General features: G+C 69.9%; 24 protein-coding genes, 1 tRNA gene and 1 pseudogene. 11 read left to right on the forward strand and 15 right to left on the reverse strand.

Annotated features, from left to right (window positions below):
- Nucleotides 1-53 precede the first annotated feature (53 nt).
- The 3 genes from RKD23_RS22145 to RKD23_RS22155 all read left to right on the forward strand — a co-directional run bounded on the left by RKD23_RS22145 (nt 54) and on the right by RKD23_RS22155 (nt 4,726).
- Nucleotides 54-1,904, forward strand: a complete 1,851-nt coding sequence (locus RKD23_RS22145; RefSeq protein ID WP_424855239.1) for a PQQ-binding-like beta-propeller repeat protein — start codon at nt 54-56, stop codon at nt 1,902-1,904.
- A gap of 88 nt (nt 1,905-1,992) precedes the next feature.
- The gene (locus RKD23_RS22150; RefSeq protein WP_424855240.1) at nt 1,993-3,840 is read left to right on the forward strand and encodes a PQQ-binding-like beta-propeller repeat protein; all 1,848 of its coding nucleotides are present in this window, start codon (nt 1,993-1,995) and stop codon (nt 3,838-3,840) included.
- 184 nt (nt 3,841-4,024) lie between these two features.
- Complete coding sequence (locus RKD23_RS22155) at nt 4,025-4,726, forward strand: helix-turn-helix transcriptional regulator (RefSeq protein WP_424855241.1); 702 nt, start codon at nt 4,025-4,027, stop codon at nt 4,724-4,726.
- Nucleotides 4,727-4,729: 3 nt separating this feature from the next.
- Here RKD23_RS22155 and RKD23_RS22160 read toward each other — a convergent pair whose 3' ends face one another.
- Both RKD23_RS22160 and RKD23_RS22165 read right to left on the reverse strand, forming a co-directional pair.
- Complete coding sequence (locus RKD23_RS22160) at nt 4,730-5,056, reverse strand: hypothetical protein (RefSeq protein WP_424855242.1); 327 nt, start codon at nt 5,054-5,056, stop codon at nt 4,730-4,732.
- 28 nt (nt 5,057-5,084) lie between these two features.
- Nucleotides 5,085-6,773 carry a sodium:solute symporter family protein gene (locus RKD23_RS22165; protein ID WP_404042034.1) on the reverse strand — a complete coding sequence of 563 codons (1,689 nt, stop codon included), beginning with the start codon at nt 6,771-6,773 and terminating at the stop codon, nt 5,085-5,087.
- Between the two features lie 115 nt (nt 6,774-6,888).
- Between RKD23_RS22165 and galT the strand changes: the two genes are divergently transcribed.
- From galT to galK, 3 genes are read left to right on the forward strand one after another with little or no spacing between them, the layout of a single operon-like run.
- The gene (gene galT, locus RKD23_RS22170) at nt 6,889-7,950 is read left to right on the forward strand and encodes a galactose-1-phosphate uridylyltransferase (protein WP_424855243.1); all 1,062 of its coding nucleotides are present in this window, start codon (nt 6,889-6,891) and stop codon (nt 7,948-7,950) included.
- Nucleotides 7,947-8,909: a UDP-glucose 4-epimerase GalE gene (galE, locus tag RKD23_RS22175; protein ID WP_424855244.1), complete on the forward strand. Its 963-nt coding sequence runs from the start codon at nt 7,947-7,949 to the stop codon at nt 8,907-8,909. The genes galT and galE overlap by 4 nt, the downstream gene beginning before the upstream one ends.
- A complete protein-coding gene (galK, locus tag RKD23_RS22180) occupies nt 8,910-10,061 on the forward strand; it encodes a galactokinase (RefSeq protein WP_424855245.1) in 1,152 nt (383 codons plus the stop codon). It abuts the gene before it with no gap.
- Here galK and RKD23_RS22185 read toward each other — a convergent pair.
- A complete protein-coding gene (locus RKD23_RS22185) occupies nt 10,054-10,509 on the reverse strand; it encodes a GNAT family N-acetyltransferase (protein ID WP_424855246.1) in 456 nt (151 codons plus the stop codon). The two genes, galK and RKD23_RS22185, sit on opposite strands and share 8 nt — an antisense overlap.
- 259 nt (nt 10,510-10,768) lie before the next feature.
- Here RKD23_RS22185 and RKD23_RS22190 point away from each other — a divergent pair, with 259 nt between their 5' ends.
- Nucleotides 10,769-11,563, forward strand: a complete 795-nt coding sequence (locus tag RKD23_RS22190; protein WP_424855247.1) for a LuxR C-terminal-related transcriptional regulator — start codon at nt 10,769-10,771, stop codon at nt 11,561-11,563.
- Here RKD23_RS22190 and tamR read toward each other — a convergent pair.
- On the reverse strand, nt 11,522-12,019 hold the full coding sequence (gene tamR / locus RKD23_RS22195) for a MarR family transcriptional regulator TamR (protein WP_399647305.1): 498 nt from the start codon (nt 12,017-12,019) through the stop codon (nt 11,522-11,524). The genes RKD23_RS22190 and tamR overlap by 42 nt on opposite strands.
- 89 nt (nt 12,020-12,108) lie before the next feature.
- Here tamR and RKD23_RS22200 point away from each other — a divergent pair, with 89 nt between their 5' ends.
- Nucleotides 12,109-12,894 carry a trans-aconitate 2-methyltransferase gene (locus tag RKD23_RS22200; protein ID WP_424855248.1) on the forward strand — a complete coding sequence of 262 codons (786 nt, stop codon included), beginning with the start codon at nt 12,109-12,111 and terminating at the stop codon, nt 12,892-12,894.
- Nucleotides 12,894-13,278, forward strand: a pseudogene (locus tag RKD23_RS22205) (VOC family protein). The gene RKD23_RS22200 and the pseudogene RKD23_RS22205 overlap by 1 nt, the downstream one beginning before the upstream one ends.
- Here the strand turns inward: RKD23_RS22205 and RKD23_RS22210 are convergent.
- Genes RKD23_RS22210 through RKD23_RS22220 form a run of 3 tightly spaced genes read right to left on the reverse strand, consistent with a single transcriptional unit; the run spans nt 13,250 to nt 15,216 of the window.
- A complete protein-coding gene (locus RKD23_RS22210; protein ID WP_424855249.1) occupies nt 13,250-13,498 on the reverse strand; it encodes a type II toxin-antitoxin system prevent-host-death family antitoxin in 249 nt (82 codons plus the stop codon). The pseudogene RKD23_RS22205 and the gene RKD23_RS22210 sit on opposite strands and share 29 nt — an antisense overlap.
- A 42-nt stretch (nt 13,499-13,540) precedes the next feature.
- On the reverse strand, nt 13,541-14,215 hold the full coding sequence (locus tag RKD23_RS22215) for a TetR/AcrR family transcriptional regulator (RefSeq protein WP_424855250.1): 675 nt from the start codon (nt 14,213-14,215) through the stop codon (nt 13,541-13,543).
- Complete coding sequence (locus RKD23_RS22220; RefSeq protein ID WP_424855251.1) at nt 14,212-15,216, reverse strand: acyl-CoA desaturase; 1,005 nt, start codon at nt 15,214-15,216, stop codon at nt 14,212-14,214. Before RKD23_RS22220 ends, RKD23_RS22215 begins: the two co-directional genes overlap by 4 nt.
- Before the next feature lie 294 nt (nt 15,217-15,510).
- Between RKD23_RS22220 and ppc the strand changes: the two genes are divergently transcribed.
- The gene (ppc, locus tag RKD23_RS22225) at nt 15,511-18,240 is read left to right on the forward strand and encodes a phosphoenolpyruvate carboxylase (protein WP_424855252.1); all 2,730 of its coding nucleotides are present in this window, start codon (nt 15,511-15,513) and stop codon (nt 18,238-18,240) included.
- 65 nt (nt 18,241-18,305) lie between these two features.
- Here ppc and RKD23_RS22230 read toward each other — a convergent pair whose 3' ends face one another.
- The 8 genes from RKD23_RS22230 to RKD23_RS22265 all read right to left on the reverse strand — a co-directional run bounded on the left by RKD23_RS22230 (nt 18,306) and on the right by RKD23_RS22265 (nt 24,724).
- Nucleotides 18,306-18,983: an LPXTG cell wall anchor domain-containing protein gene (locus RKD23_RS22230; RefSeq protein ID WP_424855253.1), complete on the reverse strand. Its 678-nt coding sequence runs from the start codon at nt 18,981-18,983 to the stop codon at nt 18,306-18,308.
- Between the two features lie 134 nt (nt 18,984-19,117).
- The gene (locus RKD23_RS22235; protein ID WP_424855254.1) at nt 19,118-19,570 is read right to left on the reverse strand and encodes a hypothetical protein; all 453 of its coding nucleotides are present in this window, start codon (nt 19,568-19,570) and stop codon (nt 19,118-19,120) included.
- Nucleotides 19,571-19,624: 54 nt separating this feature from the next.
- Nucleotides 19,625-20,227 carry an aminoacyl-tRNA hydrolase gene (gene pth, locus RKD23_RS22240; protein ID WP_404042045.1) on the reverse strand — a complete coding sequence of 201 codons (603 nt, stop codon included), beginning with the start codon at nt 20,225-20,227 and terminating at the stop codon, nt 19,625-19,627.
- A gap of 82 nt (nt 20,228-20,309) precedes the next feature.
- The gene (locus RKD23_RS22245; protein ID WP_424855255.1) at nt 20,310-20,906 is read right to left on the reverse strand and encodes a 50S ribosomal protein L25/general stress protein Ctc; all 597 of its coding nucleotides are present in this window, start codon (nt 20,904-20,906) and stop codon (nt 20,310-20,312) included.
- 187 nt (nt 20,907-21,093) lie between these two features.
- Nucleotides 21,094-22,074 carry a ribose-phosphate diphosphokinase gene (locus RKD23_RS22250; RefSeq protein ID WP_424855256.1) on the reverse strand — a complete coding sequence of 327 codons (981 nt, stop codon included), beginning with the start codon at nt 22,072-22,074 and terminating at the stop codon, nt 21,094-21,096.
- Between the two features lie 134 nt (nt 22,075-22,208).
- On the reverse strand, nt 22,209-23,654 hold the full coding sequence (gene glmU / locus RKD23_RS22255; RefSeq protein ID WP_424855257.1) for a bifunctional UDP-N-acetylglucosamine diphosphorylase/glucosamine-1-phosphate N-acetyltransferase GlmU: 1,446 nt from the start codon (nt 23,652-23,654) through the stop codon (nt 22,209-22,211).
- A 115-nt stretch (nt 23,655-23,769) separates the two neighbouring features.
- A tRNA-Gln gene (locus RKD23_RS22260) sits at nt 23,770-23,840 on the reverse strand.
- 14 nt (nt 23,841-23,854) lie between these two features.
- Entirely contained in the window at nt 23,855-24,724 is an 870-nt protein-coding gene (locus RKD23_RS22265; RefSeq protein WP_424858306.1) for a hypothetical protein, read from the reverse strand.
- A gap of 167 nt (nt 24,725-24,891) precedes the next feature.
- On the opposite strand from RKD23_RS22265, the gene RKD23_RS22270 reads away from it, so the two are divergent.
- A complete protein-coding gene (locus RKD23_RS22270) occupies nt 24,892-26,160 on the forward strand; it encodes a sensor histidine kinase (protein ID WP_424855258.1) in 1,269 nt (422 codons plus the stop codon).
- Nucleotides 26,161-26,169 lie beyond the last annotated feature (9 nt).

Raw genomic sequence — 26,169 nt, forward strand, 5'->3', positions numbered from 1 at the left:
ATCACGTACCTCAGGGCGTGGCTAAAAATCAGTGAACGAGGGGGAAGACGCTGATGACTCAGCCGCCCGACCAGCCGCCGCAGCCCGGTGGTTTCGGAGCACCGCAGGACCAGCCGCCGCAGGGCGGAGGCTTCGGCGCACCCCAGACACCACCTCAGACGCCGCCCCAGCACCCCCAGATGCCGCCGGCCCAGCCGCCTCAGGCCCCGCCCACCCCGCCGGGCCCGCAGCCGGGTTACGGCTACCCGCAGCAGCCCGGCCCCTACGCCCAGCCGGGCCCGTACGGCCGGCCCCAGCAGCCGGGCCCGTACACGCAGCCGCAGCAGCCCGGCCCCTACGGCCAGCCGCAGCCGCAAGCGCCGTACGGCCAGCCCCAGCCGGGTCCCTACGGCCAGCAGCCGGGCTACGGCTACCCGCAGCAGCCGCAGTACCCGGGCGCCCCGGTGCCTCCCGGCGGCGGCTCCCGCAATCCCTTCAAGGGCAAGCCCGCCGTGATCATCGGCGCGGCCGTGGCGGCGCTGCTCGTCATCGGCGGCACGGTGTTCGCGGTGACGAGCGGCGGCGACGACGACAAGGGCGGCAAGAAGAAGCCCGTCGCCCAGAAGAGCGACGACGCCAAGCCGACCGCAACCGACGCCCCGGTCAACCCCGGTGACGGCGAGGGCGACGGAGGCGAGGAGTCCACCGACCTCAACGAGGGCCGCAAGCCCGGCGAGTCGAAGGTGCTCTGGTACAAGGAGGCGCCCGACGCGCCCGGTTCCGGCGCAGACGCCAACGGCATGTGGATCAACGACAAGACCGCGGTGAAGGCGGCCTACAAGCAGCTGTTCGCCTACGACGTGGCCGACGGCAAGCCGACCTGGGAGCCGATCACCTTCCCGCAGAAGATCTGCGCGACGACCCGGCAGCAGACGGCCGACGACAAGATCGTCGTGGCGTACATGAGCGGCGCCGGCGACAACGCCAAGTGCAACCAGCTCCAGCAGGTCGACCTGGGCACCGGCGAGCAGGGCTGGAAGGCCGAGGTCGCGGACGGCGCGCTGTTCGACAGCGCGATCACCGTCGAGCTGTCCCTGGCCGGCAACACGCTGATGGTGGGCCGCTCGCAGTCGGGTGTCGCCTACGACGTCCACAGCGGCAAGCAGCTGTACGAGAAGAAGAAGTACGCCGACTCCTGCTACCCGAGCGCGTTCGCGGGCGGCAGCCGGCTGATCTCCGTCGCGTCCTGCGACCTCGGCGGCGCCGCCGAGCACGAGGAGCTGCAGGAGCTCGACCCGAAGACCGGCAAGGTCAAGTGGACGTTCAAGTACGACAAGGGCTACCGCGTCAACCGGACCCTGTCGGTGGACCCGCTGGTGGTCTACAGCGAGAACGAGGACAAGGACACGTGGAACATCTCCACGTTCACCCCGCAGGGCAGGATCCGCTCGCAGGTCTCCACCAAGGAGTCCATCGCCCCCGAGTGCGGCTGGGCGATCCTGCAGCGTGACCTGACCGGCTGTCAGGGCGTGGCGGTCGGCGGCGACATGCTCTACCTGCCGACCGAGGCGACCAGCGGCGCGAACGAGATCCTCGCCATCAGCCTGGCCACCGGCAAGGAGAAGTGGCGGGTGAAGTCCCCGACCGAGCAGACGATCCTGCCGCTGCGCCTGGAGGGCGGCAAGCTCATGGCTTACGTCGAGCCGTCCTACGACGCCGGCGGCCAGGTCGTGTCGATCGCGACCGCGGGCAAGGCGCACACGCCGGTGAAGGTGCTGCAGAACCCGGAGGGCGTGTCCAGCATCGAGAACGGCTTCTTCTCGCGCGACCTGAAGTGGACCGGCGGGCGGCTGTACCTGGCGACGACCCGGCTCACCGGCAACGACGAGGCCAAGGAGAAGCTGATGATCGTCTTCGGCAAGTGATCCGGCCCGCCCGTCCGGCGCCCGGCACCCGAGCGATCACGTCTCGTCCGCCCGCGCATCCGTTCCGTCCCACCGAGGTACTCACACCATGACCACGCCGCCCCCGCCGCCCGGCCAGCCCCCGCAGGACCAGCCGCCGCAGCAGCCCGGCTTCGGCGCGCCCCAGCCGCCGCAGACGCCGCCGCCCCCGGCCCAGCAGCCGGGCTTCGGCGCACCCCAGCCGCCGCAGGCCCCGCCCACCCCGGCTCCGCAGCCGGGTTACGGCACCCCGCAGCCGCCCCAGCCCCAGCCCGGCTACGGCTATCCGCAGACGGCCCCGCAGCCGCCGCAGACGCCCGCGCCCGGCTACGGCTACCCCGGCCAGCAGCAGCCGGGCCCGAACCCGTACGGCGGCCAGCCGAGCCAGTACGGCCAGCAGCCCGGCTACGGCTTCCCGCAGGCGACGGTCCCGATGGCCCCGCAGGCCGGCGGAGCACAGGGCGGCGGGCGGAAGATCAACGCCCAGCTGGCGATCATCGTCTCCGCGGTCGTGGCGATCGCGCTGATCATCGGCGGCGGCGTCTGGTACGCCAAGTCCGGTGACGACGGCGGCAAGAAGGACGAGGCCGGCTCCAGCGGCGGCACCGGCGGCGGTGGCGACGAGAAGGGCGGCTCCGGCGGCGGAGACGGTGGCGGCGGCTCGGCCAAGGCCACCGAGAAGACGCCCGCGAACCCCCAGGCCAAGGTGCTCTTCCAGGTGCCGATGCCGAAGGTCCGCAAGGACGAGACGGTCGCCGTCGACGGCTCCTGGCTGACCGACACCGTGTACGCCAAGAGCGGCGTCGCCGAGATCGTCGGCTACGACCTCGACAAGGGCACCGAGAAGTGGACGGTGAAGCTGCCCGGCCCGGTGTGCCACGCCAGCCGGTTCACCAGCGACGACAACAAGGCCGCCGTCGTCTTCCAGCCGAAGATGCCCGCCGTGAGCTCCTCCGAGGGCTGCAGCCAGGTCGCCGCGATCGACCTGGAGTCCGGCACCAAGCTGTGGCAGAAGAGCGTCAAGCTCGGTGACGAGGACATCCTCCTGGACAACGTCACCGTCAGCGGCTCCACCGTCGCCGTCGGCGGCACCAGCGGCGGCGGCGCCTTCGACATCGCCACCGGCAAGGAGCTGTGGGCCCCGAAGGTCGACGACACCTGCTACGACGCCGGGTACGGCGGCGGCCCCAAGCTCGTCGCGCTGCGCAAGTGCGGCCAGTACGGCAACCGCACGCTGCATGTGCAGACCATCGACCCGAAGTCCGGGAAGGTGATCTCGGAGTACAAGATGGACAGCGGCATCGAGTACGCCGGCATCGTCTCCACCGACCCGCTGGTGGTGGCCGCCGAGGTCGGTGACATGGCCGGTGACGGGCCGCAGATCCTCGACTTCTTCTCCATCGACAACAAGACGGGCAAGCTGCGCACCCGTATCTCGGCGTCGGACGAGGACTACGACGGCGAGTGCGAGACGATCTCCCGCGTCGAGGACTGCGCCGGTGTCGTCGTCGGCAACGACCGGCTGTACCTGCCGACCGTGGAGCGCGACTACACCAACGCGGTCGTCTCCTTCGACCTGGCGACCGGCAAGGAGACCGGTCAGCGGGCGGACGCCGGCGAGGACTACCAGCTGTGGCCGCTGCGCATGGACGGCCCGAACCTGATCGCGTACAAGACCCCGCCCTACGACAAGGGCGGCCAGATCGTCAGCATCGACGGCGGCTCCTTCAAGGAGACGAAGCTGCTGCAGAACCCGGACGACGAGCAGATCCGTGACGTGGAGGCGAGCTTCCTGCCGAACCACGCCGAGATCCGCTACTCGCAGGGGCGGCTGTTCATGGCCGACGTGTACGCCAGCACGCTGGGCTCGATCGGCGGCGAGACCGACTACCTGTTCGTCGCCTTCGGCGCGAGCTGAGGCCCGAGCGCGGTCGCACCGGACCCCGTCCCTGTTCAGGGGGCGGGGTCCGGTGCGTTGTGGCGCGGCACCGCCGAGCGGGAAATTTCCCCGATCGGGGGGCACTTCTCGGCGGGAGGGGCAGCGCGATCCCGAACAAGCCTGTAGCTTCCGGGGCATCCACTGGGGGGACTGGGGGGTCTCGATGGGAGTGCGGCTCATGGTGGTCGACGACCACCGTCTGCTGGCCGAGGCGCTGGCCTCGGCGCTGAAGCTGCGCGGGCACCGGGTGCTCGCCGCGGCGGCGCCCGCGGCGGGCGCGGCCGAGCTGGTGATCGCGCGGGCGCCGGAGGTGTGCCTGCTGGGCACGGCGACACCGGCGGAGCCGGGGGCGTTCGACCCGGTGGTGCGGATCAAGCGGGAGCGTCCGCAGGTGGCGGTGCTGGTGCTGGGCCCGGTGCCCAGCCCGCGCGGCATCGCGGCGGCCTTCGCCGCGGGCGCCTCGGGGTACGTACGCCACGACGAGCGGATCGAGGGCGTGGAGCGGGCGATGATGAAGGCCCGCCAGGGCGAGGCGGCGGTGGCGCCGCAGCTGTTGCAGGGGGCGTTCGGCGAGCTGCTCAACCCGGTGGCCCAGCCCGACGACGAGGGCCAGCGGCTCCTTGAGATGCTGACACCGCGTGAGGTGGAGGTGCTGGTCCGGGTCGCGGACGGCGAGGACACCCGGCTGATCGCGGCCGGGATGGGCATCGCCCCCTCCACCGCCCGCACCCATGTCCAGCGCGTGCTGATGAAGCTGGGCGTCGGCTCCCGCCTGGAGGCGGCGGCGCTGGCCGCCCGCACGGGCCTCCTGGACCGCGCGGGCCCGGCCCCGGGCGCCCCCCGGGACCGGCAGCAACAGCCGTAGCGGCTACGCCTTCTCTTCTGGCTCTTCCGGCAGTACCTCCGGTGGCGGAGGAGCCGTCGGGCGGAGCTTCAGCCAGATCAGGAAGAACAGGCCGAGCAGCAGCATGCCCAGGCCGGTCCAGAGGTTGATGTTGACGCCCTGGGCCTTGTCGATGGTGGCGTCGTCGTCGGTGAGGCCGGTGACGGTGACGATGACGCCGTAGAGGACGAACAGGCCGCCGATGATGCGGCGGATGTCGAAGAGGCGGGCGGCCGTGGCCGACCTGCCCTCCAGCTCGGTGACCTCGCGCTGGACGTCCCGGTCGGAGTATCCGTGGTGCTCGGACGACATGGTTGCTCCCAACTCCTCTCAGAGTGCCTCAGAACGAGAACGGGATGTAGCAGGCGGCCGCCAGGATCACCGCGCCCCAGCCCAGCAGCGCGGGCCTGCGGTACCAGGCCTCGTCGCCGGGTGCGGGCGGCTCGGCCATGCCGGGGGAGGTGGTGCCGTAGACGAGGCCCTGGAGTTCGTCGGCCGGCTTGGGCCTGGTGAACAGCGACACGGCGACCATGACGACCGCGCCGGCCACGAACCCGGCGATCGCGGAGACGAAGTTGGCGCCCTGGTCGGAGGGGATGTCGATGACGTCCTGCTTGTAGAGCCAGAAGTAGTTGACCATCGCGGCGGTGGTGCCCGCGAGCAGGCCCCAGAAGCCGGACTTCATCGAGGCCCGCCGCCAGAACATGCCGATGATGAAGACGACGAACATCGGCACGTTGAAGAAGGAGAACAGCGTCTGGAGGTAGCTCATGATGTTGGAGAAGGAGGACGCGAGGAACGCCGTGCCGATGGAGGCGAGGACGCCGATCGCGGTGATCAGGCGGCCGAAGCGGACGTAGTAGCCGTCCTCGCGGCCCGTCACCACGTACTTGGCCCAGATGTCGGTGGTGAACACGGTGTTGAAGGACGACACATTGGCCGCCATGCCCGCCATGAACGCCGCGAGCAGTCCGGTCACCGCGATGCCGAGGACGCCGTTGGGCAGCAGTGACTCCATCAGGTAGGGAATGGCGTCGTTGTACTGCAGGTCGGAGCCGGAGGTGCCGATCTTCGGCACGAGCGCGGCCGCGACCAGGCCGGGGATCATCACCAGGAAGACGATGAAGATCTTCGGGAAGGCCGCGATCAGCGGGGTGCGCTGGGCGGCGGAGAGGTTCTTCGCGGACAGGGCGCGCTGCACCTCGGCGAAGTTGGTCGTCCAGTAGCCGAAGGACAGCACGAACCCGAGGCCGAGGACGATGGTCAGCCAGTTCGCGCCGAGCGGGTTGGCGTGGCCGATGCCGGTGCCGCCCCAGGCCGTCATGAAGTCGTCGCCGTTGCGGGCGGTGAGCTTGTCGGACAGGCCGTCCCAGCCGCCGACCGACTTCAGCCCGAGGACGGTGATCGGGATGAGCGCGGCGAGGATGACGAAGAACTGCAGTACCTCGTTGTAGATGGCGGAGGACAGGCCGCCGAGGGTGATGTAGGCGAGGACGAAGAACCCGGCGACGACGATCGCCACCCACTGCGGCCAGCCCAGCAGTGCCTCGACCACGATCGCGAGGGCGTACAGGTTCACCCCGGCGATCAGGATCGCGGCGCAGGCGAACAGGATCGAGCTGAGCAGGTGTGCGCCTTTGTCGAAGCGCAGCAGCAGGAACTCGGGGACCGAGCGGACCTTGGAGCCGTAGTAGAACGGCATCATCACCAGGCCGAGGAACACCATGGCCGGGATGGCGCCGATCCAGTACCAGTGCGTGGTGTAGACGCCGTACTGGGCACTGTTGGCGGCCATGCCGAGGATCTCGGTGGCGCCCAGGTTGGCGGCGATGAACGCCAGGCCCGTCACCCACGCGGGCAGCGAGCGCCCCGAGAGGAAGAAGTCGAGGCTGGTCCGCACCGAGCGGCGGGCGGCGAAACCGATGCCGAGGACCACGACGAAGTAGATCGCCAGGATCGTGTAGTCGAGCCAGTTGGTGGGCAGCCGCAGCTCGGCCGCCAGGGGGATGGGGTGTGGGGGGAGGGGCATCCGGACCTCACCTCGGTTGGTGTTCTGTGTTCGATTGTGATGGTGACTCGCGTGGGAGTTTGTGCTTTGATGTGTTCGGTTCTGTTGGAAGCTTCGTAAGGTATGGAGAGTGGCGGTGAAGAAGACCTCGACTCGGCTGGCCGACGCTCGTGAGCTCATCTACTACGACCTGCGGGACGACTCGGTGCGCGACGCGGTGGACCGCCGCCCGCTCGAGCCCACGGTCACCACATCGGAGGTACGCCACGATCCGCTGCTCGGCGACGCCGTCGCGATCGCCTCGCACCGGCAGGGGCGCACCTACCACCCGCCGGCCGACGAGTGCCCCCTGTGCCCGACCGAGGGCGACCGGCTCAGCGAGATCCCGGACTCGTCGTACGACGTCGTCGTCTTCGAGAACCGCTTCCCCTCCCTCGCCGGCGATTCCGGCCGCTGCGAGGTCGTCTGCTTCACCTCCGACCACACCGCGTCCTTCGCCGCCCTGAGCGAGGAGCAGGCGCGGCTGGTCCTGGACGCGTGGACCGACCGCACGTCGGAGCTGTCTCATCTGCCCTCCGTCGAGCAGGTGTTCTGCTTCGAGAACCGTGGCGCCGAGATCGGCGTGACGCTTCAGCATCCCCACGGGCAGATCTACGCCTACCCCTTCACCACGCCCCGCACCGCGGCGATGCTGCGCCAGGTGGCCGCGCACAAGGACGCCACCGGCGGCGAGAACCTCTTCGACACCGTCCTGGAGCAGGAACTCGCCGGTGAGCGGGTCGTCCTGGAGGGTGAACACTGGGTGGCGTTCGTGCCGTACGCCGCGCACTGGCCCTACGAGGTCCACCTGTACCCCAAGCGCCGGGTACCGGACCTGCTCGCGCTGGACGAGGCCGCCCGCACAGAGTTCCCCAAGGTCTATCTGGAACTGTTGAGGCGCTTCGACCGGATCTTCGGCCAGGACGAGCCCCCGACGCCGTACATCTCCGCCTGGCACCAGGCGCCGTTCGGCGCGCTGGAGGAGTTCGACGGCGTCCACCGCGACGACTTCGCACTCCACCTGGAGCTTTTCACCATCCGCAGGACTTCCGGCAAGCTGAAGTTTCTCGCGGGTTCGGAGTCCGGCATGAGCGTGTTCATCAACGACATCCGGCCCGAGGCCGCGGCCGAGCGACTGCGAGAGGTAGCGAGTTCATGAAGTACCTGGTGACGGGTGGGGCGGGTTACGTCGGCAGCGTGGTCGCCCGGCATCTGCTGGAGGCGGGCCACGAGGTCACCGTCCTCGACAACCTCTCCACGGGCTTCCGCGAGGGGGTCCCCGCCGGCGCCGCCTTCGTGGAGGGCGACATCCGCGACGCCGCCAAGTGGCTGGACCCCTCCTTCGACGCGGTCCTGCACTTCGCCGCGTCCTCGCAGGTCGGCGAGTCCGTGGTCAAGCCCGAGAAGTACTGGGACAACAACGTCGCCGGCACGATGGCGCTGCTCGGCGCGATGCGCGAGGCGGGCGTGAGGAAGCTCGTCTTCTCCTCCACCGCCGCCACCTACGGCGAACCGGTCAGCACCCCGATCACGGAGACCGACCCGACCGCGCCCACCTCGCCGTACGGCGCCTCCAAGCTCGCCGTCGACCACATGATCACCGGCGAGGCCGCCGCCCACGGCCTGGGCGCGGTGTCGCTGCGCTACTTCAACGTCGCCGGTGCCTACGGCGACTGCGGCGAGCGCCACGACCCCGAGTCCCACCTGATCCCGCTCGTCCTCCAGGTCGCCCAGGGCCGCCGCGACGCCATCTCCGTCTACGGAGACGACTACCCGACCCCCGACGGCACCTGCGTCCGCGACTACATCCACGTCGCCGACCTCGCCGAGGCCCACCTGCTGGCCCTGAAGGCCGCCACCCCCGGCGAGCACCTGATCTGCAACCTCGGCAACGGCAACGGCTTCTCCGTACGCGAGGTCATCGACACCGTCCGCAAGGTGACGGGCCACCCGATCCCCGAGGTCGTGGCCCCGCGCCGGGGCGGCGACCCGGCCGTGCTGGTGGCGTCCGCCGAGACCGCCCGCGAGCGCCTCGGCTGGACCCCGTCCCGCGCCGATCTCGCGGGTATCGTCGCCGACGCCTGGCAGTTCGCACAGCACATCGCAAGGGAGTCATAAGTGGGGGCAGTTGAGGTCCGGGACGGCTTCACCGCACTGTACGGGGCCGAGCCCGAAGGAGTCTGGTCGGCGCCCGGCCGGGTCAACCTGATCGGCGAGCACACCGACTACAACGACGGCTTCGTGATGCCCTTCGCGCTGCCGCACACCGCGACCGCCGCGGTCTCCCGCCGCGAGGACGGCGTAGTGCGCCTGCACTCGGCCGACCTCGACGGGGGAGTCGTGGAACTGCGCCCGGACGACCTCGTCCCGCAGGCCGACAAGGAGTGGACGGCGTACCCGGCTGGCGTCGTCTGGGCGCTGCGCGAGGCCGGGCACCCGGTCACCGGCGCCGACATCCACCTCAGCTCCACCGTCCCGGTGGGCGCGGGCCTGTCGTCGTCGGCGGCCGTCGAGGTCGTGGTCGCGCTCGCCCTGAACGACCTGTACGAACTGGGGCTCCAGCGCTGGCAGCTGGCCCGCCTGTGCCAGCGCGCCGAGAACGTCTACGTCGGCGCCCCCACCGGCATCATGGACCAGACCGCGTCCGCCTGCTGCGAGGACGGCCACGCCCTGTTCCTCGACACCCGCGACCTGGGCCAGAAGCAGATCCCCTTCGACCTGGCAGCAGAAGGCATGCGCCTGCTGGTCGTCGACACCCGCGTGAAGCACGCCCACAACGAGGGCGAGTACGGCAAGCGCCGCGCCGGCTGCGAGAAGGGCGCCGCCCTGCTCGGCGTGGACGCCCTGCGCGACATCGCCTACGACGACCTGGACGCGGCCCTGGCACGGCTGGAGGACGAGGAGGTGCGCCGGCTGGTGCGCCACGTCGTCACCGAGGACGCGCGCGTGGAGCGGGTGGTGGCGCTGCTGGAGTCCGGTGACACCCGCGCCATCGGGCCGGTCCTCACCGCGGGCCACGCCTCGCTGCGCGACGACTTCCGCATCTCCTGCCCGGAGTTGGACCTGGTCGTCGACACGGCGCTGGCCTCCGGCGCGCTCGGCGCCCGGATGACCGGCGGCGGCTTCGGCGGCTCGGCGATCGTGCTGGCCGAGGCCACCGACGTCGACACCATCACCAAGGCCGTCGAAGAGGCCTTCGCGGCGGCCTCCTTCACCGCGCCGCGGGTGTTCGAGGCGGTCCCCTCGCCGGGGGCCCGGCGGATCAGCTGAGCCGCTTGGTCAGGGTGTACTCGGTGATCCCCGGCGGATAGTCGGGGATCACGCACACCACCTCGTACCCCTGCTTCTTGTAGAACTCCGGCGCCTGGAAGTCCCAGGTCTCCAGCCGGGCCGCCCGGCAGTCGCGCTCCTCGCGCGCGATGCGCTCGGCCTCGGCGAGGAGCCGGGCCCCCAGACCCGTACCGCGGTGGCGTTCGTCCACCCACAGCAGCGCCACGTGCAGCCAGCTCGTCCAGGTGTGTCCGACGAGCCCGCCGGCCAGTTCGCCCGCCGCGTCCGTCGCCCACAGATGCAGCGGGTTCTCGCGTTCCTGAGGGGTGCCGCGCAGCGCCCGCAGGATCGGCGAGGCCGCGCTGTTGGTGTCACGCAACCGTGAACTGAGCAGATCGCGCCGGGCTTTGTCGACTTCCGCCTCGATACGAAACATGCGGCTCACCATAAACGCGTCCGGCGGCCAGTTCTGCAAATAGCCTTCCGCTCCCCGTCCCCGTCCGTACCCTGATGAACAAGCACCGGTGGGGGCCGGTGCCGCTCAGGGGGCGAGACAGTCGGGTACGACGCCCGAAGTGGGGGTAGCAGTTCCGCATGGCGGCGGCCGTGCGGTGGTTCACGCTCAGGGCGCCGCACCCACGCCTGACGTAGTTCTCCCGGCCTTGGGGTATCCCCTGCTCCTGAGGGAGCTCGGGGAAGGGGGTTTCGTGGTACGCATCCGAGTCCTGGTCGTCGACGACCACCGCATCTTCGCCGAGTCGCTCGCGGCCGCACTGGCGGCCGAGCCCGACGTCGACGTCTCCGCGGCCGGCAGCGGGCCGGCCGCGCTGCGCTGCCTGGAGCGGGCGGCCGGCGAGGGGCGCCGCTTCGACGTGCTGCTCGTCGACGCCGACCTGGGCGGGGGTGTCCTCGGCGTACGGACCACGGTGCCCGTGCAGTCCGTCTCCTCCGTCGCGTCCCTGGCCCAGGGCGGCGAGGACGGCACTGTCGACGGGATCTCCCTGGTCGCCCAGGTGCGCACCGTCCACCCCGGGGTGCGGACCGTGGTGCTCGCGGAGAAGGACGACCCGCGGCGCGCGGCGCTCGCGCTGCAGGCCGGGGCGTCCGGCTGGGTCGCCAAGGACTGCTCGCTGTCGCGGCTGCTGACCGTCATCCGGGGCGTGCTGCGCGACGAGACGCATCTGCCGCCCGCCCTGCTGACCGGGGTGCTGCGCGAGCTGACGGCCGCGCGCAAGCACCGCACCGAGAGCGAGCGCCTGGTGGAGTCCCTCACCCCGCGCGAGCGCGAGGTGCTGCGCTGCATGGTCGCCGGGCTCGGCCGCAAGGCCGTCGCCGAGCGGCTGTTCCTCTCCCCGCACACCGTCCGCACCCATATGCAGAACGTCCTCGGCAAGCTGGGCGTGCACTCGACGCTGGCGGCGGTGGCGCTGGCGCGCAGGGCCGGAGTGGGGCCCGTCGACCTAACCGGGGATGTTGTCGAACGGGGCGGTCAGCTGGCGTAGCAGGGCGGCCAGTTCACCGCGCTGGGCCCGGGAGAGCTCGGCGAGGATCGCCCGCTCCTGGTCGAGGAGGCCGGCCAGCGCCTGGTCGGCGCGGTCACGGCCCTCCTCGGTGAGCCGGACCAGCACACCGCGCCGGTCGCTGGGGTCGGGCAGCCGCTCGACCAGGCCCTTCTTGGCGAGCCGGTCGATGCGGTTCGTCATCGTGCCGGAGGTGACCAGCGTCTGGGTGAGCAACTGCCCCGGTGAGAGCTGGTACGGCGTTCCCGCGCGCCTGAGCGCGGTCAGCACGTCGAACTCCCAGGGCTCCAGGCTGTGCTCCGAGAAGGCCAGCCGGCGCGCCCGGTCCAGATGCCGGGCCAGTCTGCTCACCCGGCTGAGCACCTCGAGCGGTTCCACGTCGAGGTCCGGGCGCTCCCGGCGCCACGCTGCGACCAGCCGATCGACCTCGTCCTCCATGACGATCAGTGTAGTGGTTGTGTCGATGTGAAGTCTCTTGATGTCGAGTCTCTTGACGTCAAGAGAGATTGCGCGGGAAGGTGGGAGACATGACGACACCGACCTGGGACCCCGCGCAGTACCTGCGCCACGCCGACCACCGCGCCCGCCCCTTCGCCGACCTGCTGGCCCGCGTCCCGGACCTTCCCTCGGCCCGGCCCCGCATCGCCGACCTCGGCTGCGGCCCCGGCAACGTCACCGCCCTGCTCGCCGACCGCTGGCCCACCGCGCACATCACCGGCCACGACAACTCCGCCGAGATGCTCGACCGCGCCCACGTGGAGCACGCGGGCGACAACCTCGACTTCACCTACGCCGACGTCCGCACCTGGCTGCCCTCGGAGCCCCACGACCTGATCATCAGCAACGCCACCCTGCAATGGGTGCCCGGGCATGCGGACAGGTTCCCGGACTGGGTGAACGGCCTGCGCCCCGGCGGCACCCTCGCCTTCCAGGTCCCCGGCAACTTCGACGCCCCCAGCCACCGCCTGATGCGCACCCTCGCCGCCCGGCACGGCGTAGAAGACGTCCTCCGCCACGAAGACGCGGTCCTCACGCCCGCCGCCTACCTGTCCCGCCTGGCCGACCTCGGCTGCACAGTGGACGCCTGGGAGACGACATACATCCACGTCCTTCAAGGCGAGGACCCGGTCCTGGACTGGGTCAAGGGAACGGGCCTCCGCCCCATCCTGACGGCCCTGGCGGACGACCCCGAGACCCGCGACACCTTCGTACGCGACTACCGGGACGCCCTGCGCGAGGCCTACCCGGCGACCCCCCACGGCACGGCGTTCCCGTTCCGCCGGGTGTTCGTGGTGGCGCGGAGGGGGGCCTGATGCTGGCTGCCGTCGACCACGTCCAGCTCGGCGCGCCGCCCGGCTCCGAGGGCCGGCTGCGCGCGTTCTACGTCCACGCCCTCGGCATGACCGAGATCCCCAAGCCGCCCGCCCTCGAGGCGAGAGGCGGCTGCTGGTTCCGGTCCGGGCCGGTGCAGCTCCACCTGGGGGATCGAACAGGACTTCCGCCCGTCGAAGAAGGCCCACCCCGGGCTACGGGTCACCGGCATCGACGCCCTCGCCGCCCGGCTGGAGAACCGGGGCGCGCGAGTGGAGTGGGACGGGAAACTGCCGGGGCACCGACGCTTCCACTCGTACGACCCCGTCGGCAACCGCCTGGAGTTCCTGGAGCCGGTCAGCGGACCAGCCCCAGACGCCGTCTGACCTCCTCGTGCGGCGTGCCCTCCCCGAGCGTGCCCTCTGCCTTGCGGCGGCGGTACTCGGCCACGGCCAGGGAATCTTCGAGGTCCTCCATCATCCGGGGGGACACGAGCAGCGCGGTGGCCTCGCCGTCGGTGAGGGCGATGACCTCGCGCCCGTGTACGGCGCGGCGCACCAACTCGTCGAGCTGCGTGCGCGCCACCTCGACAGGAATCTTCGGCATGATCCCAGCCTGCCACGGGACCGCACCCTGAAGTGCGGCGATTCAGCTCTTGCGGTGACCTATCAACCGCGGCTTCGGCTCCAAGCCGTCCAAGCCGTGCCACGCCAGGTTCACCAGGTGTGCCGCCACCTCGGACTTCTTGGGGCGGCGGACCTCCAGCCACCACTGGCCCGTCAGGGCGACCATGCCGACGAGGGCCTGGGCGTAGAGAGGGGCCAGTTTCGGGTCGAAGCCTCGGGACTTGAACTCCTTGCCGAGGATGTCCTCCACTTGGGTGGCGATGTCGGAGATCAGGGAGGCGAAGGAACCCGTGGACTGGGGGATGGGGGAGTCGCGGACCAGGATGCGGAAGCCGTCCGTGCACTCCTCGATGTAGTCCAGGAGGGCGAACGCCGCCTGTTCCAGGAGTTCTCGCGGGTGGCCGGCCGTCAGGGAACCCGTGACCATGTCGAGCAGGCGGCGCATCTCGCGGTCCACCACGACCGCGTACAGCCCCTCCTTGCCGCCGAAGTGCTCGTACACCACCGGCTTGGACACCCCGGCCTTCGCCGCGATCTCCTCCACCGAGGTGCCCTCGAACCCCTTCGCCGCGAACAGGGTGCGGCCGATCTCCAGCAGCTGCTGGCGGCGCTCCGCTCCGGTCATCCGGGTACGGCGCGTCCGCCGCGGCTTGTCGTTGCTGGAAGTGCTGGAGTCGGTCGCCACGGCGTCAATCATGCCGCCTCGGCCGTCTCCTTCCGGCGCCGGGAACCGCCCCCCGCGGTGTCGCGACGAGAATCGATACGCGAGCGTGACGGCCAGCGCACGTCGTACGCCCAGCCCAGCTGCTCGAACCAGCGGATCAGCCGCGCACTCGAATCCAGCTGCCCGCGCATCACACCGTGCCGCGCCGACGTCGGGTCCGCGTGGTGCAGGTTGTGCCAGGACTCACCGCACGACAGCACGGCCAGCCACCACACGTTCCCAGAACGGTCCCGCGACTTGAACGGCCGCTTGCCCACCGCGTGACAGATCGAGTTGATCGACCAGGTCACATGGTGCAGCAGCGCCACACGCACCAGCGAACCCCAGAAGAAGCCGGTGAACGCCCCCCACCACGACATCGTCACCAGACCGCCGATCAGCGCCGGCAGCGCCAGCGACAGCGCCGTCCACAGCACGAACTGGCGCGAGATCGCCCGCAACGCCGGGTCCTTGATCAGATCCGGCGCGTACTTCTCCTGGGACGTCTGCTCCTCGTCGAACATCCAGCCGATGTGCGCCCACCACAGGCCCTTCATCAGCGCGGGCACCGTCTCGCCGTACTTCCACGGCGAATGCGGGTCACCCTCCGCATCGGAGAACTTGTGATGCTTGCGATGGTCGGCCACCCAGCGCACCAGCGGCCCCTCCACCGCCATCGACCCCGCGATCGCCAGCGCGATCTTCAACGGCCGTTTCGCCTTGAACGAACCGTGCGTGAAGTGGCGGTGGAAACCGATCGTGATGCCGTGGCAGCCGAGGTAGTAGAAGAAGACCAGCAGACCCAGGTCCAGCCAGCTCACCCCCCACCCCCACGCCAGAGGCACGGCGGCCAGCAGCGCGAGGAACGGCACGGCGATGAACAGCAGCAGCGTGATCTGCTCGATCGAACGCTTCTGCTCCCCGCCGAGCGTGGCGGAGGCCAACGTGTCCGAGGCCTCCGGGGCGTCTTCGATCACATCGGAGCTAGAGCTCATGGGCGTCCCCTGTGGGGTCGAGGGTTTTCGGGAGGGAAGCCAGGTGAGCGGAACCGGGGACCACTCCCTACGGTTCCGTAACCTACGGCGACGTAAGTATGGCAGTGCGACGCCCGGCGGCAAGAGCCCCAGAGCCTGCGCGTCCGCATCGCCACCTATCCTTGGAACCGGTCGGACAGCGCGGTCCGCTCTGAATACTTCCCGGAGGCACCGCCCGTAATGCGGCACCCCGCCGCGCGCCGGTCCCCGGGTTCCCCTCCCGGACGAGCTTCAACACTGCAAGGAGCCGCACCTGTGAGCAGTGCCGACGACCAGACCACGACCAGCAGCGAGCTGCGCGCCGACATCCGCCGACTGGGCGACCTCCTCGGCGAGACGCTCGTCCGCCAGGAGGGCCCCGAGCTCCTCGAACTGGTCGAGAAGGTACGCCGCCTCACCCGAGAGGACGGCGAGGCCGCCGCCGAGCTGCTGCGCGGCACAGAGCTGGAGACCGCCGCCAAGCTCGTACGCGCCTTCTCCACCTACTTCCACCTGGCCAACGTCACCGAACAGGTCCACCGAGGCCGCGAGCTGCGCGCCCGCCGCGCCGCCGAGGGCGGACTGCTCTCCCGCACCGCCGACCGGCTCAAGGACGCCGACCCCGAGCACCTGCGCGAGACCGTCCGCAACCTCAACGTCCGCCCGGTCTTCACCGCCCACCCCACCGAGGCCGCACGCCGGTCGGTGCTCAACAAGCTCCGGCGCATCGCCGCCCTCCTGGAGACCCCGGTCATCGACTCCGACCGGCGCCGCCACGACACCCGTCTGGCCGAGAACATCGACCTCGTCTGGCAGACCGACGAACTGCGTGTCGTGCGCCCCGAGCCCTCCGACGAGGCCCGCAACGCGATCTACTACCTCGACGAGCTGCACGCCAACGCCGTAGGCGACGTCCTCGAAGACCTCACCGCCGAACTCGAACGTGTGGGCGTCACCCTCCCGGACGACACCCGCCCCCTCACCTTCGGCACCTGGATCGGCGGCGACCGCGACGGCAACCCCAACGTCACCCCCCAGGTCACCTGGGATGTCCTCATCCTCCAGCACGAACACGGCATCAACGACGCCCTGGAGACCATCGACGAGCTGCGCGGCTTCCTGTCGAACTCCATCCGCTACACCGGCGCCACCGAGGAACTCCTCGAATCCCTCCAGGCCGACCTCGAGCTGCTCCCCGAGATCAGCCCCCGCTACAAGCGCCTCAACGCCGAGGAGCCCTACCGGCTCAAGGCCACCTGCATCCGGCAGAAGCTGGAGAACACCAAGCAGCGCCTCGCCAAGGGCACCCCGCACGAGGCCGGCCGCGACTACCTCGGCACCGGCGAACTGCTCAAGGACCTCACCCTCCTGCAGACCTCGCTGCGCGAGCACCGCGGCGCCCTGTTCGCCGACGGCCGGATGAACCGCACCATCCGCACCCTCGCCGCCTTCGGCCTCCAGCTCGCCACCATGGACGTCCGCGAACACGCCGACGCCCACCACCACGCCCTCGGCCAGCTCTTCGACCGCCTCGGCGAGGAATCCTGGCGCTACGCCGACATGCCCCGCGACTACCGCACCAAGCTCCTCGCCAAGGAGCTGCGCTCGCGCAGGCCGCTCGCCCCCACCCCGGCGCCCGTCGACGCCGCCGGCGAGAAGACCCTCGGCGTCTTCCAGACGATCAAGCGGGCCCTGGAGGTCTTCGGACCCGAGGTCATCGAGTCCTACATCATCTCCATGTGCCAGGGCGCCGACGACGTCTTCGCCGCCGCCGTCCTCGCCCGCGAGGCCGGCCTCATCGACCTGCACGCCGGCTGGGCCAAGATCGGCATCGTGCCGCTCCTGGAGACCACCGACGAGCTCAAGGCCGCCGACACCATCCTGGAGGACATGCTCTCCGACCCGTCGTACCGCAGGCTCGTGGCCCTGCGCGGCGACGTCCAGGAGGTCATGCTCGGCTACTCCGACTCCTCCAAGTTCGGCGGCATCACCACCAGCCAGTGGGAGATCCACCGCGCCCAGCGCAGACTGCGCGACGTCGCCCACCGCTACGGCGTGCGCCTGCGCCTCTTCCACGGCCGCGGCGGCACCGTCGGCCGCGGCGGCGGCCCCTCCCACGACGCGATCCTCGCCCAGCCCTGGGGCACCCTGGAAGGCGAGATCAAGGTCACCGAGCAGGGCGAGGTCATCTCCGACAAGTACCTCATCCCGTCCCTGGCCAGGGAGAACCTCGAACTGACCGTCGCCGCGACCCTGCAGGCGTCCGCCCTGCACACCGCGCCCCGCCAGTCCGACGAGGCCCTCGCCCGCTGGGACGCCGCGATGGACGTCGTCTCCGACGCCGCCCACGCCGCCTACCGCCGCCTGGTCGAGGACCCCGACCTGCCGACGTACTTCCTCGCCTCCACGCCGGTCGACCAGCTCGCCGACCTGCACCTGGGCTCGCGGCCCTCCCGCCGCCCCGGCTCGGGCGTCTCGCTCGACGGACTGCGCGCCATCCCGTGGGTGTTCGGCTGGACCCAGTCCCGGCAGATCGTCCCCGGCTGGTTCGGCGTCGGCTCCGGCCTCAAGGCCCTGCGCGAGGCGGGCCTCGACACCGTGCTGGAGGAGATGCACGAGCAGTGGCACTTCTTCCGCAACTTCATGTCCAACGTCGAGATGACCCTCGCGAAGACCGACCTGCGCATCGCCCAGCACTACGTCGACACCCTCGTCCCCGACCAGCTCAAGCACGTCTTCGACACCATCAAGGCCGAACACGAGCTGACCGTCGCCGAGGTCCTGCGCGTCACCGGTGAGAAGGAGCTCTTGGACCACCAGCCGGTCCTCAAGCAGACCTTCGCCATCCGCGACGCCTACCTCGACCCGATCAGCTACCTCCAGGTCGCCCTCCTCAAGCGCCAGCGCGAAGCCGCCGAGGCCGGCGAGCAGCCCGACCCGCTGCTCTCCCGCGCCCTGCTGCTGACCGTCAACGGCGTGGCGGCCGGCCTGCGCAACACCGGCTGACACCTACGACCGCACGACGAAGGGCGGCACCCCGGCGAGGGTGCCGCCCTTCGTCACGCCTTACGTCAGCTCTGGCCGGCCTTGCGGCGGCGCAGGAACAGCAGACCGCCGCCGGCCGCCACCAGCGCGGCCGCGACACCCGACAGCAGCCCCACCGGGGCACCGTTGCCGGTCTCGGCCAGGTCACCCTCGCCGGAGGTGCCGCCCTGCGGGGACGCGGACGCGCCGGGGGCCGCCTCGGACGACCCGGCCGACGGGCTCGCGGAGGCGGCCGGGGACTCCGACGAGCCCGCCGACTGCGACGGCTCGGCCGACGGCGACGTACCGCCGGAGCCGCCCTCCTCGTCCTCGCAGTCCGTCCAGAAGACCTTGTGCTTGGCGGAGCCGTTCTCGCCGTCGAAGTTCCACCACAGCTTGTAGTGGCCGTCCGGCAGGGTCATGTCGTCCGAGCGGCCGTGACCCTCGGCGTCCAGGGTCAGGGTGCCGGACTTCACCGTCTCGCCCTTGTCGGAGCTCGGCGGGATGGCCTCGATGCGCCAGTCGATCTCCTGGGCGCCGTCGAACTTGAAGCCGTCCAGGTAGAACGAGCACACGTGCGGCTCGTTCTTCATCAGCTCCTCGCCGGTCGAGGCGTCGTGGATCTTCACGGTGCCGTTGTCGCCGTCGGCGTGAGCGGAAGGGGCCGCGAGCAGGGCGGCCACGGCGACAGCGCACACGGCGCCGACGCGGGGGAAGGTACGCATGGGCAGTCCATCTTCGAGAAGCGAACGGGAAGATGTGGAGGGGGCGGCTCAGCTTCCAGCCAAGCCGGTGACCAGGTCAATCACGAACAGGAAACGCTCGAAGTCTCCACACTCATGGAGAACGGCGATAACCGTCAGACAGTCACGAACGCCGCGGTCAGCAGCGCGAAACCCGACCCCGCCAGCACCCACGCCGCGCGCGTCCGCCGCAGCCCGCCCGCCACGATCACCGACGCCAGCAGCAGCGCACCGCCCAGCGGCACCCACGCGTACAGCACCCCGGCCGGACCCGACCGCACCGCGCTGTCCTGACCCGGCTTCACCACGACCGTGTACGTACGGCCCTTCTCCACCGCCACCGTGTCCTCCACGGCGACACTCGCCCGCGCCACGGACCCCGGAGACAACGGCGTGTACGGCCCGGAACAGGACCGCTCACCACAGGCCGTCACCTCGACCGTGCCCCGCTCACGGCCCTTGGTCAGCATCACGTACTGGGCCGTCCCCCAAGAGGCCCACACACCTGCGATCAGGATCAGCGCCGTGACGACCCCCATGGCGGCGACACGGCCGGCGGCAGAAAGCATGGCCGCGATCCTTGGCCATGCCCGCACGGACCGTCAACCGAGGTGACGGAGATGTCACGAGTTGTACGTGCCCTGCGCCCTCTCCAGCCCCTCGATCACCAGACACTCCACCGCGTCCGCCGCCCGGTCCACGAAGTAGTCCAGCTCCTTGCGCTCCGCCGACGCGAAATCCTTCAGCACGAAATCCGCGACCGGCATCCGCCCCGGCGGCCGCCCGATCCCGAACCGCACCCGGTGATAGTCCGCACCGAACGCCTTCGTCATCGACTTCAGACCGTTGTGCCCGTTGTCCCCACCGCCCAGCTTCAGCCGCAGCGTCCCGTAATCGATGTCCAGCTCGTCATGCACCGCCACCACATGACCCACCGGCACCTTGTAGAAGTCCCGCAACGCGTTCACCGGCCCACCGGACAGATTCATGTACGACATCGGCTTCACCAGGATCACCCGCCGGTTCGACGGCCCCGGCGGCCCGATCCGCCCCTCCACGACCTGCGCCTGCGCCTTGCCGGCCCGCTTGAACTTCCCCCCCATCCGCTCGGCCAGCAGATCCGCCACCATGAACCCCACGTTGTGCCGGTTCATCGCGTACTCGGGTCCGGGATTGCCGAGCCCGGCGATCAGCCAGGGGGCACTCGGGTCGGTCGTCACGTCCATCTCTCCTCGATACGGGCCTTGAATGCGCGCCAGCCGCTGCCCCCGAAGGGAACAGCGGCTGACGGAACGACGATCCTGAGGATCAGGCCTCGGCGGCCTCTTCACCCTCGGCGGCCTCGCCCGCCGGGGCCTCCTCGGCCTGCGCGGCCAGGATCTGCAGGACGACGGTGTCGTCCTCGACGGCCAGCTTCACACCGCTGGGCAGCGCGATGTCCTTGGCGTGGATCGAGGCACCCGCCGCGAGACCCTCCACCGACACCGTGAGCTGCTCCGGGATGTGCGTGGCCTCGGCCTCGACCGGCAGCGCGTTCAGCACGTGCTCGAGCAGGTTGCCACCGGCGGCCAGCTCGCCCTCGGCGACGACCGGGATCTCGACCGTGACCGTCTCGCCGCGCTGGACCAGCTGCAGGTCGACGTGCTCCAGGTAACCCTTCAGCGGGTCACGCTGCACAGCCTTCGGGATCGCCAGCTCCTGGGACTTGCCGTCGATGTCCAGGGAGATCAGGACGTTCGGCGTACGCAGCGCCAGCAGCAGCTCGTGACCCGGCAGCGTCAGGTGCAGCGGGTCCGAACCGTGACCGTACAGAACACCGGGAACCTTGTTCTCACGGCGGATACGGCGGGCGGCACCCTTGCCGAACTCGGTGCGCGACTCGGCGGCGATCTTCACCTCGGACATGTTCACTCCTCGTAGATACATAGGAAACGGACGTGGTCACCCGGCCACGAACGGCCTGCTACGAAGAGCGCGTCGATAACGGACCGCCGTACACACGAGTACGGCCTCCCTCGCCGAGCAACTTCAGCAGTCTACTCGGAGAGGGAGGCCGCACCCAAAAGGATCACAACAGGGCTGTGCAGAACCCTTACTGCTCGTCGAACAGGCTCGTCACCGAACCATCCTCGAACACCTCACGCACCGCGCTCGCGATCGTCGGAGCGATCGACAGCACCGTCAGCTTGTCCAGATCACGCGACAGCTCACCCGGCGTCGGCAGCGTGTTCGTGAACACGAACTCACTCACCCGAGAGTTCTTCAGCCGGTCCGCCGCCGGACCCGACAGCACACCGTGCGTGGCCGTCACGATGACATCCTCCGCACCGTGCGCGAACAGCGCGTCGGCCGCCGCACAGATCGTGCCACCCGTGTCGATCATGTCGTCCACCAGGACACACACGCGGCCCTTGACCTCACCGACCACCTCGTGGACGGTCACCTGGTTCGCCACATCCTTGTCACGCCGCTTGTGCACGATCGCCAGCGGCGCACCCAGACGGTCGCACCAGCGGTCCGCCACCCGCACCCGGCCCGCATCCGGAGACACGACCGTCAGCTTCGCCCGGTCCACCTTCGCACCCACGTAGTCCGCCAGCAGCGGCAGCGCGAACAGATGGTCCACCGGACCGTCGAAGAAGCCCTGGATCTGGTCCGTGTGCAGATCGACGGTGAGAATCCGGTCCGCACCCGCCGTCTTCATCAGATCCGCGATCAGACGCGCCGAGATCGGTTCACGACCACGGTGCTTCTTGTCCTGCCGCGCGTAACCGTAGAACGGCACGATCACCGTGATGGAACGAGCCGACGCACGCTTCAGCGCGTCGATCATGATCAGCTGCTCCATGATCCACTGGTTGATCGGAGCCGTGTGGCTCTGGATCACGAAGCAGTCCGCACCACGCGCCGACTCCTGGTAACGGACGTAGATCTCACCGTTGGCGAAGTCGAAGGCCTTCGTCGGGACAACCCCGACACCCAGCTGTTGGGCGACCTCCTCGGCAAGCTCGGGGTGGGCGCGGCCGGAGAAGAACATCATCTTCTTCTCGCCGGTCGTCTTGATCCCGGTCACAGCACTGTCTCCTCAGAGGTGTCGCAGCTGGGTGTCGAGAGACCTCGCCGCTGGGGCGCGGCAGGCCGTCTCAGCTGGTGGGGTGGGGGTGTGCACTTATCACGGTACGCCGTGTTTGACGGACCTGTTTCCGGTCAGCTCTCGGCGCTCTCCTCGCGAGAGGCCACCTCGGCAGCTTTCGCGGCCGCACTGCCCGGACGCTTACGGGCCACCCAACCCTCGATATTCCGCTGCTGACCGCGGGCCACGGCCAGCGAACCGGGCGGCACATCCTTGGTGATGACCGACCCGGCAGCCGTGTAGGCACCGTCCCCGATCGTGACAGGCGCCACAAACATGTTGTCCGAACCGGTGCGACAGTGCGACCCGACGGTCGTGTGGTGCTTGTCCTGCCCGTCGTAGTTCACGAAGACGCTCGCGGCACCGATGTTCGTGAACTCACCGATCGTCGCGTCACCGACGTAGGAAAGGTGCGGGATCTTGGTGCCCTCGCCGATGGAGGCGTTCTTCGTCTCCACGTACGTACCGATCTTGCCCTTCGCGCCGAGACGCGTACCCGGACGCAGATAGGCGTACGGGCCCACGGACGCGTTCGGACCGACGACGGCCCCGTTGGACACGGTGTTGTCCACCCGCGCCCCCGGACCCACCCGGGTGTCCAGCAGCCTGCTGTTGGGGCCGACCTCCGCGCCCTCGGCGATGTGCGTGGCGCCCTGGAGCTGCGTGCCCGGGTGCACGATCGCGTCCTGCTCGAAGGTGACGGTCACGTCGACCCAGGTCGTGGCCGGGTCGACGACGGTCACACCGGCGAGCATGGCCTCGGTCAGCAGCCGGTCGTTGAGGATGCGGCGGGCCTCGGCCAGCTGCACACGGTTGTTGATGCCGGCGATCTCACGGTGGTCGCCCGCGACGGAGGCCCCCACCCGGTGCCCGGCCTCCCGCAGGATGCCGAGGACGTCGGTGAGGTACTCCTCGCCCTGGCTGTTGTCGGTACGCACCTGCTTGAGGGCTTCCGCCAGCAGCCGGCCGTCGAACGCGAACACCCCGGAGTTGATCTCCCGGATCGCACGGATCGTGTCGTCCGCGTCCTTGTGCTCCACGATGGCGGTCACGGCACCGGTCTCGTCCCGCACGATCCGGCCGTAGCCGGTCGCGTCCGGCATCTCGGCGGTCAGCACGGTGACGGCGTTGCCGTCGGTGATGTGCGTCTCGGAGAGCGCCTTGAGGGTGGCGCCGGTGAGCAGCGGGGTGTCGCCGCACACGACGATGACCGTCCCGTCGACGACCCCGCCCAGCTCTTCGAGCCCCATCCGTACGGCGTGCCCGGTGCCGTTCTGCTCCGCCTGCACGGCGGTACGCACCTCGGGCGCGACGCGGTTCAGATGCTCGGTGACCTGCTCCCGGGCGTGCCCGACGACGACCACGAGATTCTGCGGCTCCAGCTCACCGGCCGCGGCCAGCACATGGCCCACCAGACTGCGGCCACAGATCTCATGCAGGACCTTCGGTGTGGCCGACTTCATACGGGTGCCCTCACCCGCTGCGAGAACGACGACGGCTGCCGGGCGAATGGCGCTCACGGGATGCCCTTCGGCTGTTTGGGGGAGGGGTGGACATCCGCAGGATACCGGGGTGGGGGTGGGGGGACATGAGTGCGGGCCCTGACTGTGCTGTCAGGGCCCGCCTCACCTTGGGCTCCCGGGGGAGGACTCGAACCCCCATAAGCGACACCAAAAGACGCTGTCCTGCCCTTAGACGACCCGGGAATGCCTGCCCAAGCCTACGGTGTTCGTTGATCGGCGGCTACCACCATCCCGGACCACCACCCCTCGATGCGGCGGTACAGTTCGGCGCACTGCCGGACGCAGATCACGAGGCAGCCACGGTAGTTCTCGCCCACGTTCTTGCGGACCGTCTTTGGGTTGTGCTGCTTGATGGTTGTCCTCTGCAGGGCGGAAGAGTCGACGCCGACGACATCGGCCCAGTACCGCTCGGCACCCTCGACGTCGCCTGTCGCATGGATCATGACTCGGTAGCGCAGACGTTCGCGCTCCACCCCCACCAGGTCCAGCCAGGCCATGAAGATTCGGATCATGCTTGGGTCACTGTTCACGAACTGCACGTTCTCGCGCCGGGCGTACGGCTTGTCCTTGGCGCCTTCGGCCCAGTAGAGCCCGACGCCCACCAGGAAAAGCTCGCGGTCGGACATCTCGCCGATCTCACTTGCTGCCACCATCTTGGTGCGCTGGCGCTCCTCGTCTCGCACGGCCAGCTCGTGCTCCCAGCGCTTCTGCGCGGCCAGCTTCGCCTGCTCGGAGGGATCGCGACGCTCCGGCTTGGGCAGGTCCCGCACCCACAGTGAGATCGAGCCCTTCGAGCAGCCCAGCTCCACCTGGATCTGGTCGTAGGTCCAGCCCTGGAGCCGCAGCTCCCGAGCCTTCGCGCGGAGGTCGTCCTTCGCGTTCGGTCGCTTCGTCCATTCCGGAGGCGGCTCGCCCTCCAGGAGCCGGTTGAGGATGTCGTTGTTGTCGACGTGCAGCCGGTCGCGGATCTGACGTCGGCTGAGCCCCGCTCGCCGCAGGGCGACCGCCTTGTCGCGCAACCCCTCGAAGTCCGCGTACTTGCCGGTTGTGCCAAGTGAATGTGCCATGTGCATACCGTCTGGGCGGAATGGAAGCTTCCGGGGTCGAACAGAAGTGATTCACCAGTTCGAGGGATACCTGTCGGTTTCGCAGTTATTCGATTACGGAGTGTGGTGTAGGCCAGTCGTGGAAACTCGCCGGAAAAGCGAGGGTCGGCGCCCGTAGGCTGGAGGGCATGACCACGACGGGGGAAGAGCACGCCACGGTCCGGAAGGGGCCGTGGTGGTGGGTCAGATGGCGTAGTGCCCTGTTGGACGGGGGGCTCGCGTTGGCCTCCGCTGTGGAGTGCGGCGCGCGAGGGGTTCCGTTCGCGAGGGACGCCGGGATCCCGGTGGTGGCGGGGGTGGTGTTCGGGGTCCTCGCCGGCTGCGTGCTGCTGTTCAGGCGGCGGTGGCCCATCGCTGTCGTGCTGGTGTCCATCGCGGTCGCGCCCGCGCAGATGGGCTATCTGATGGGCGTCGTAGGCCTCTACACGCTCGCGGCGTCCGAGCTGCCGCGCAGGATCATCGCGTCGCTGGCCGGGATGTCGCTGCTGGGGATGCTGGTGGTGGCGTTCGTACAGGCGCGGGAGATGTCGGACGCCGATGTCGAGGCGGGCGAGTGGTTCGCTCCCTTCTTCGCGATGACCATGTCCGTCGGGATGACCGCGCCGCCGTTGCTGCTGGGGATGTACGTCGGTGCGCGGCGCAGGCTGATGGAGAGTCTGCGGGAGCGGGCGGACAGCCTGGAGCGGGAGTTGCAGCTGCTCGCGGAGCGGGCGGAGGAGCGGGCGGAGTGGGCGCGTAACGAGGAGCGGACGCGGATCGCCCGTGAGATGCATGACGTGGTCGCGCATCGGGTGAGTCTGATGGTCGTGCATGCCGCTGCATTGCAGGCCGTGGCCCGGAAGGATCCGGAGAAGGCTGTGCGGAACGCCGCGCTCGTGGGGGACATGGGGCGGCAGGCGCTGACGGAGCTGCGGGAGATGCTCGGGGTGCTGCGCAGCGGGGACGGTGTGCGGGTGCGTGCGGTGCCGGTGGCGGCGGCTGCTGTGCTGGATGAGCAGGTGGTGGCTGACGGGCCCTGTCTGGAGGATCTGGAGGAGCTGGTCGGGCAGTCGGCGGCGGCGGGGATGGTGGTCGCGCTGTCCGTGGAGGGGGAGGTGTGCGCGTATGCGCCGGAGATCGAGCAGACGGCGTATCGCGTGGTGCAGGAGGCGTTGACGAACGTGCACAAGCACGCGGCGGGCGCGAAGACGTATGTGCGGTTGGCGCACCGGGCGTCGGAGATCGCGATGCAGGTGGAGAACGAGCCGCCGTCGGAGGTGTCGTCGGCGGGGCTGCCGTCCGGGGGGAACGGGCTGGTGGGGATGAAGGAGCGGGTCCTCGCGCTGGGTGGGGTGTTCGTGTCGGGGCCGACGGAGGCGGGGGGCTTCCGGGTGTCGGCGGTGATTCCGGCGTCGTGACCCTGTGGG

The sequence above is a fragment of the Streptomyces sp. SAI-170 genome, from assembly GCF_049739565.1.
Taxonomy (GTDB): Bacteria; Actinomycetota; Actinomycetes; order Streptomycetales; family Streptomycetaceae; genus Streptomyces.

Bases quoted from the DNA above. Each gene is read 5' to 3' on its own strand.
- RKD23_RS22165 (WP_404042034.1), bottom strand. From the start codon at position 6,773: ATGCCCCTCCCCCCACACCCCATCCCCCTGGCGGCCGAGCTGCGGCTG.
- RKD23_RS22200 (WP_424855248.1), top strand. From the start codon at position 12,109: ATGACGACACCGACCTGGGACCCCGCGCAGTACCTGCGCCACGCCGAC.
- RKD23_RS22145 (WP_424855239.1), top strand. From the start codon at position 54: ATGACTCAGCCGCCCGACCAGCCGCCGCAGCCCGGTGGTTTCGGAGCA.
- galE (WP_424855244.1), top strand. From the start codon at position 7,947: ATGAAGTACCTGGTGACGGGTGGGGCGGGTTACGTCGGCAGCGTGGTC.
- RKD23_RS22215 (WP_424855250.1), bottom strand. From the start codon at position 14,215: ATGATTGACGCCGTGGCGACCGACTCCAGCACTTCCAGCAACGACAAG.
- pth (WP_404042045.1), bottom strand. From the start codon at position 20,227: ATGGACGTGACGACCGACCCGAGTGCCCCCTGGCTGATCGCCGGGCTC.
- RKD23_RS22220 (WP_424855251.1), bottom strand. From the start codon at position 15,216: ATGAGCTCTAGCTCCGATGTGATCGAAGACGCCCCGGAGGCCTCGGAC.
- RKD23_RS22160 (WP_424855242.1), bottom strand. From the start codon at position 5,056: ATGTCGTCCGAGCACCACGGATACTCCGACCGGGACGTCCAGCGCGAG.
- RKD23_RS22265 (WP_424858306.1), bottom strand. From the start codon at position 24,724: ATGGCACATTCACTTGGCACAACCGGCAAGTACGCGGACTTCGAGGGG.
- RKD23_RS22185 (WP_424855246.1), bottom strand. From the start codon at position 10,509: ATGGTGAGCCGCATGTTTCGTATCGAGGCGGAAGTCGACAAAGCCCGG.
- RKD23_RS22210 (WP_424855249.1), bottom strand. From the start codon at position 13,498: ATGCCGAAGATTCCTGTCGAGGTGGCGCGCACGCAGCTCGACGAGTTG.
- tamR (WP_399647305.1), bottom strand. From the start codon at position 12,019: ATGGAGGACGAGGTCGATCGGCTGGTCGCAGCGTGGCGCCGGGAGCGC.
- RKD23_RS22155 (WP_424855241.1), top strand. From the start codon at position 4,025: ATGGGAGTGCGGCTCATGGTGGTCGACGACCACCGTCTGCTGGCCGAG.
- RKD23_RS22245 (WP_424855255.1), bottom strand. From the start codon at position 20,906: ATGTCCGAGGTGAAGATCGCCGCCGAGTCGCGCACCGAGTTCGGCAAG.
- RKD23_RS22230 (WP_424855253.1), bottom strand. From the start codon at position 18,983: ATGCGTACCTTCCCCCGCGTCGGCGCCGTGTGCGCTGTCGCCGTGGCC.
- RKD23_RS22150 (WP_424855240.1), top strand. From the start codon at position 1,993: ATGACCACGCCGCCCCCGCCGCCCGGCCAGCCCCCGCAGGACCAGCCG.
- RKD23_RS22235 (WP_424855254.1), bottom strand. From the start codon at position 19,570: ATGCTTTCTGCCGCCGGCCGTGTCGCCGCCATGGGGGTCGTCACGGCG.
- RKD23_RS22270 (WP_424855258.1), top strand. From the start codon at position 24,892: ATGACCACGACGGGGGAAGAGCACGCCACGGTCCGGAAGGGGCCGTGG.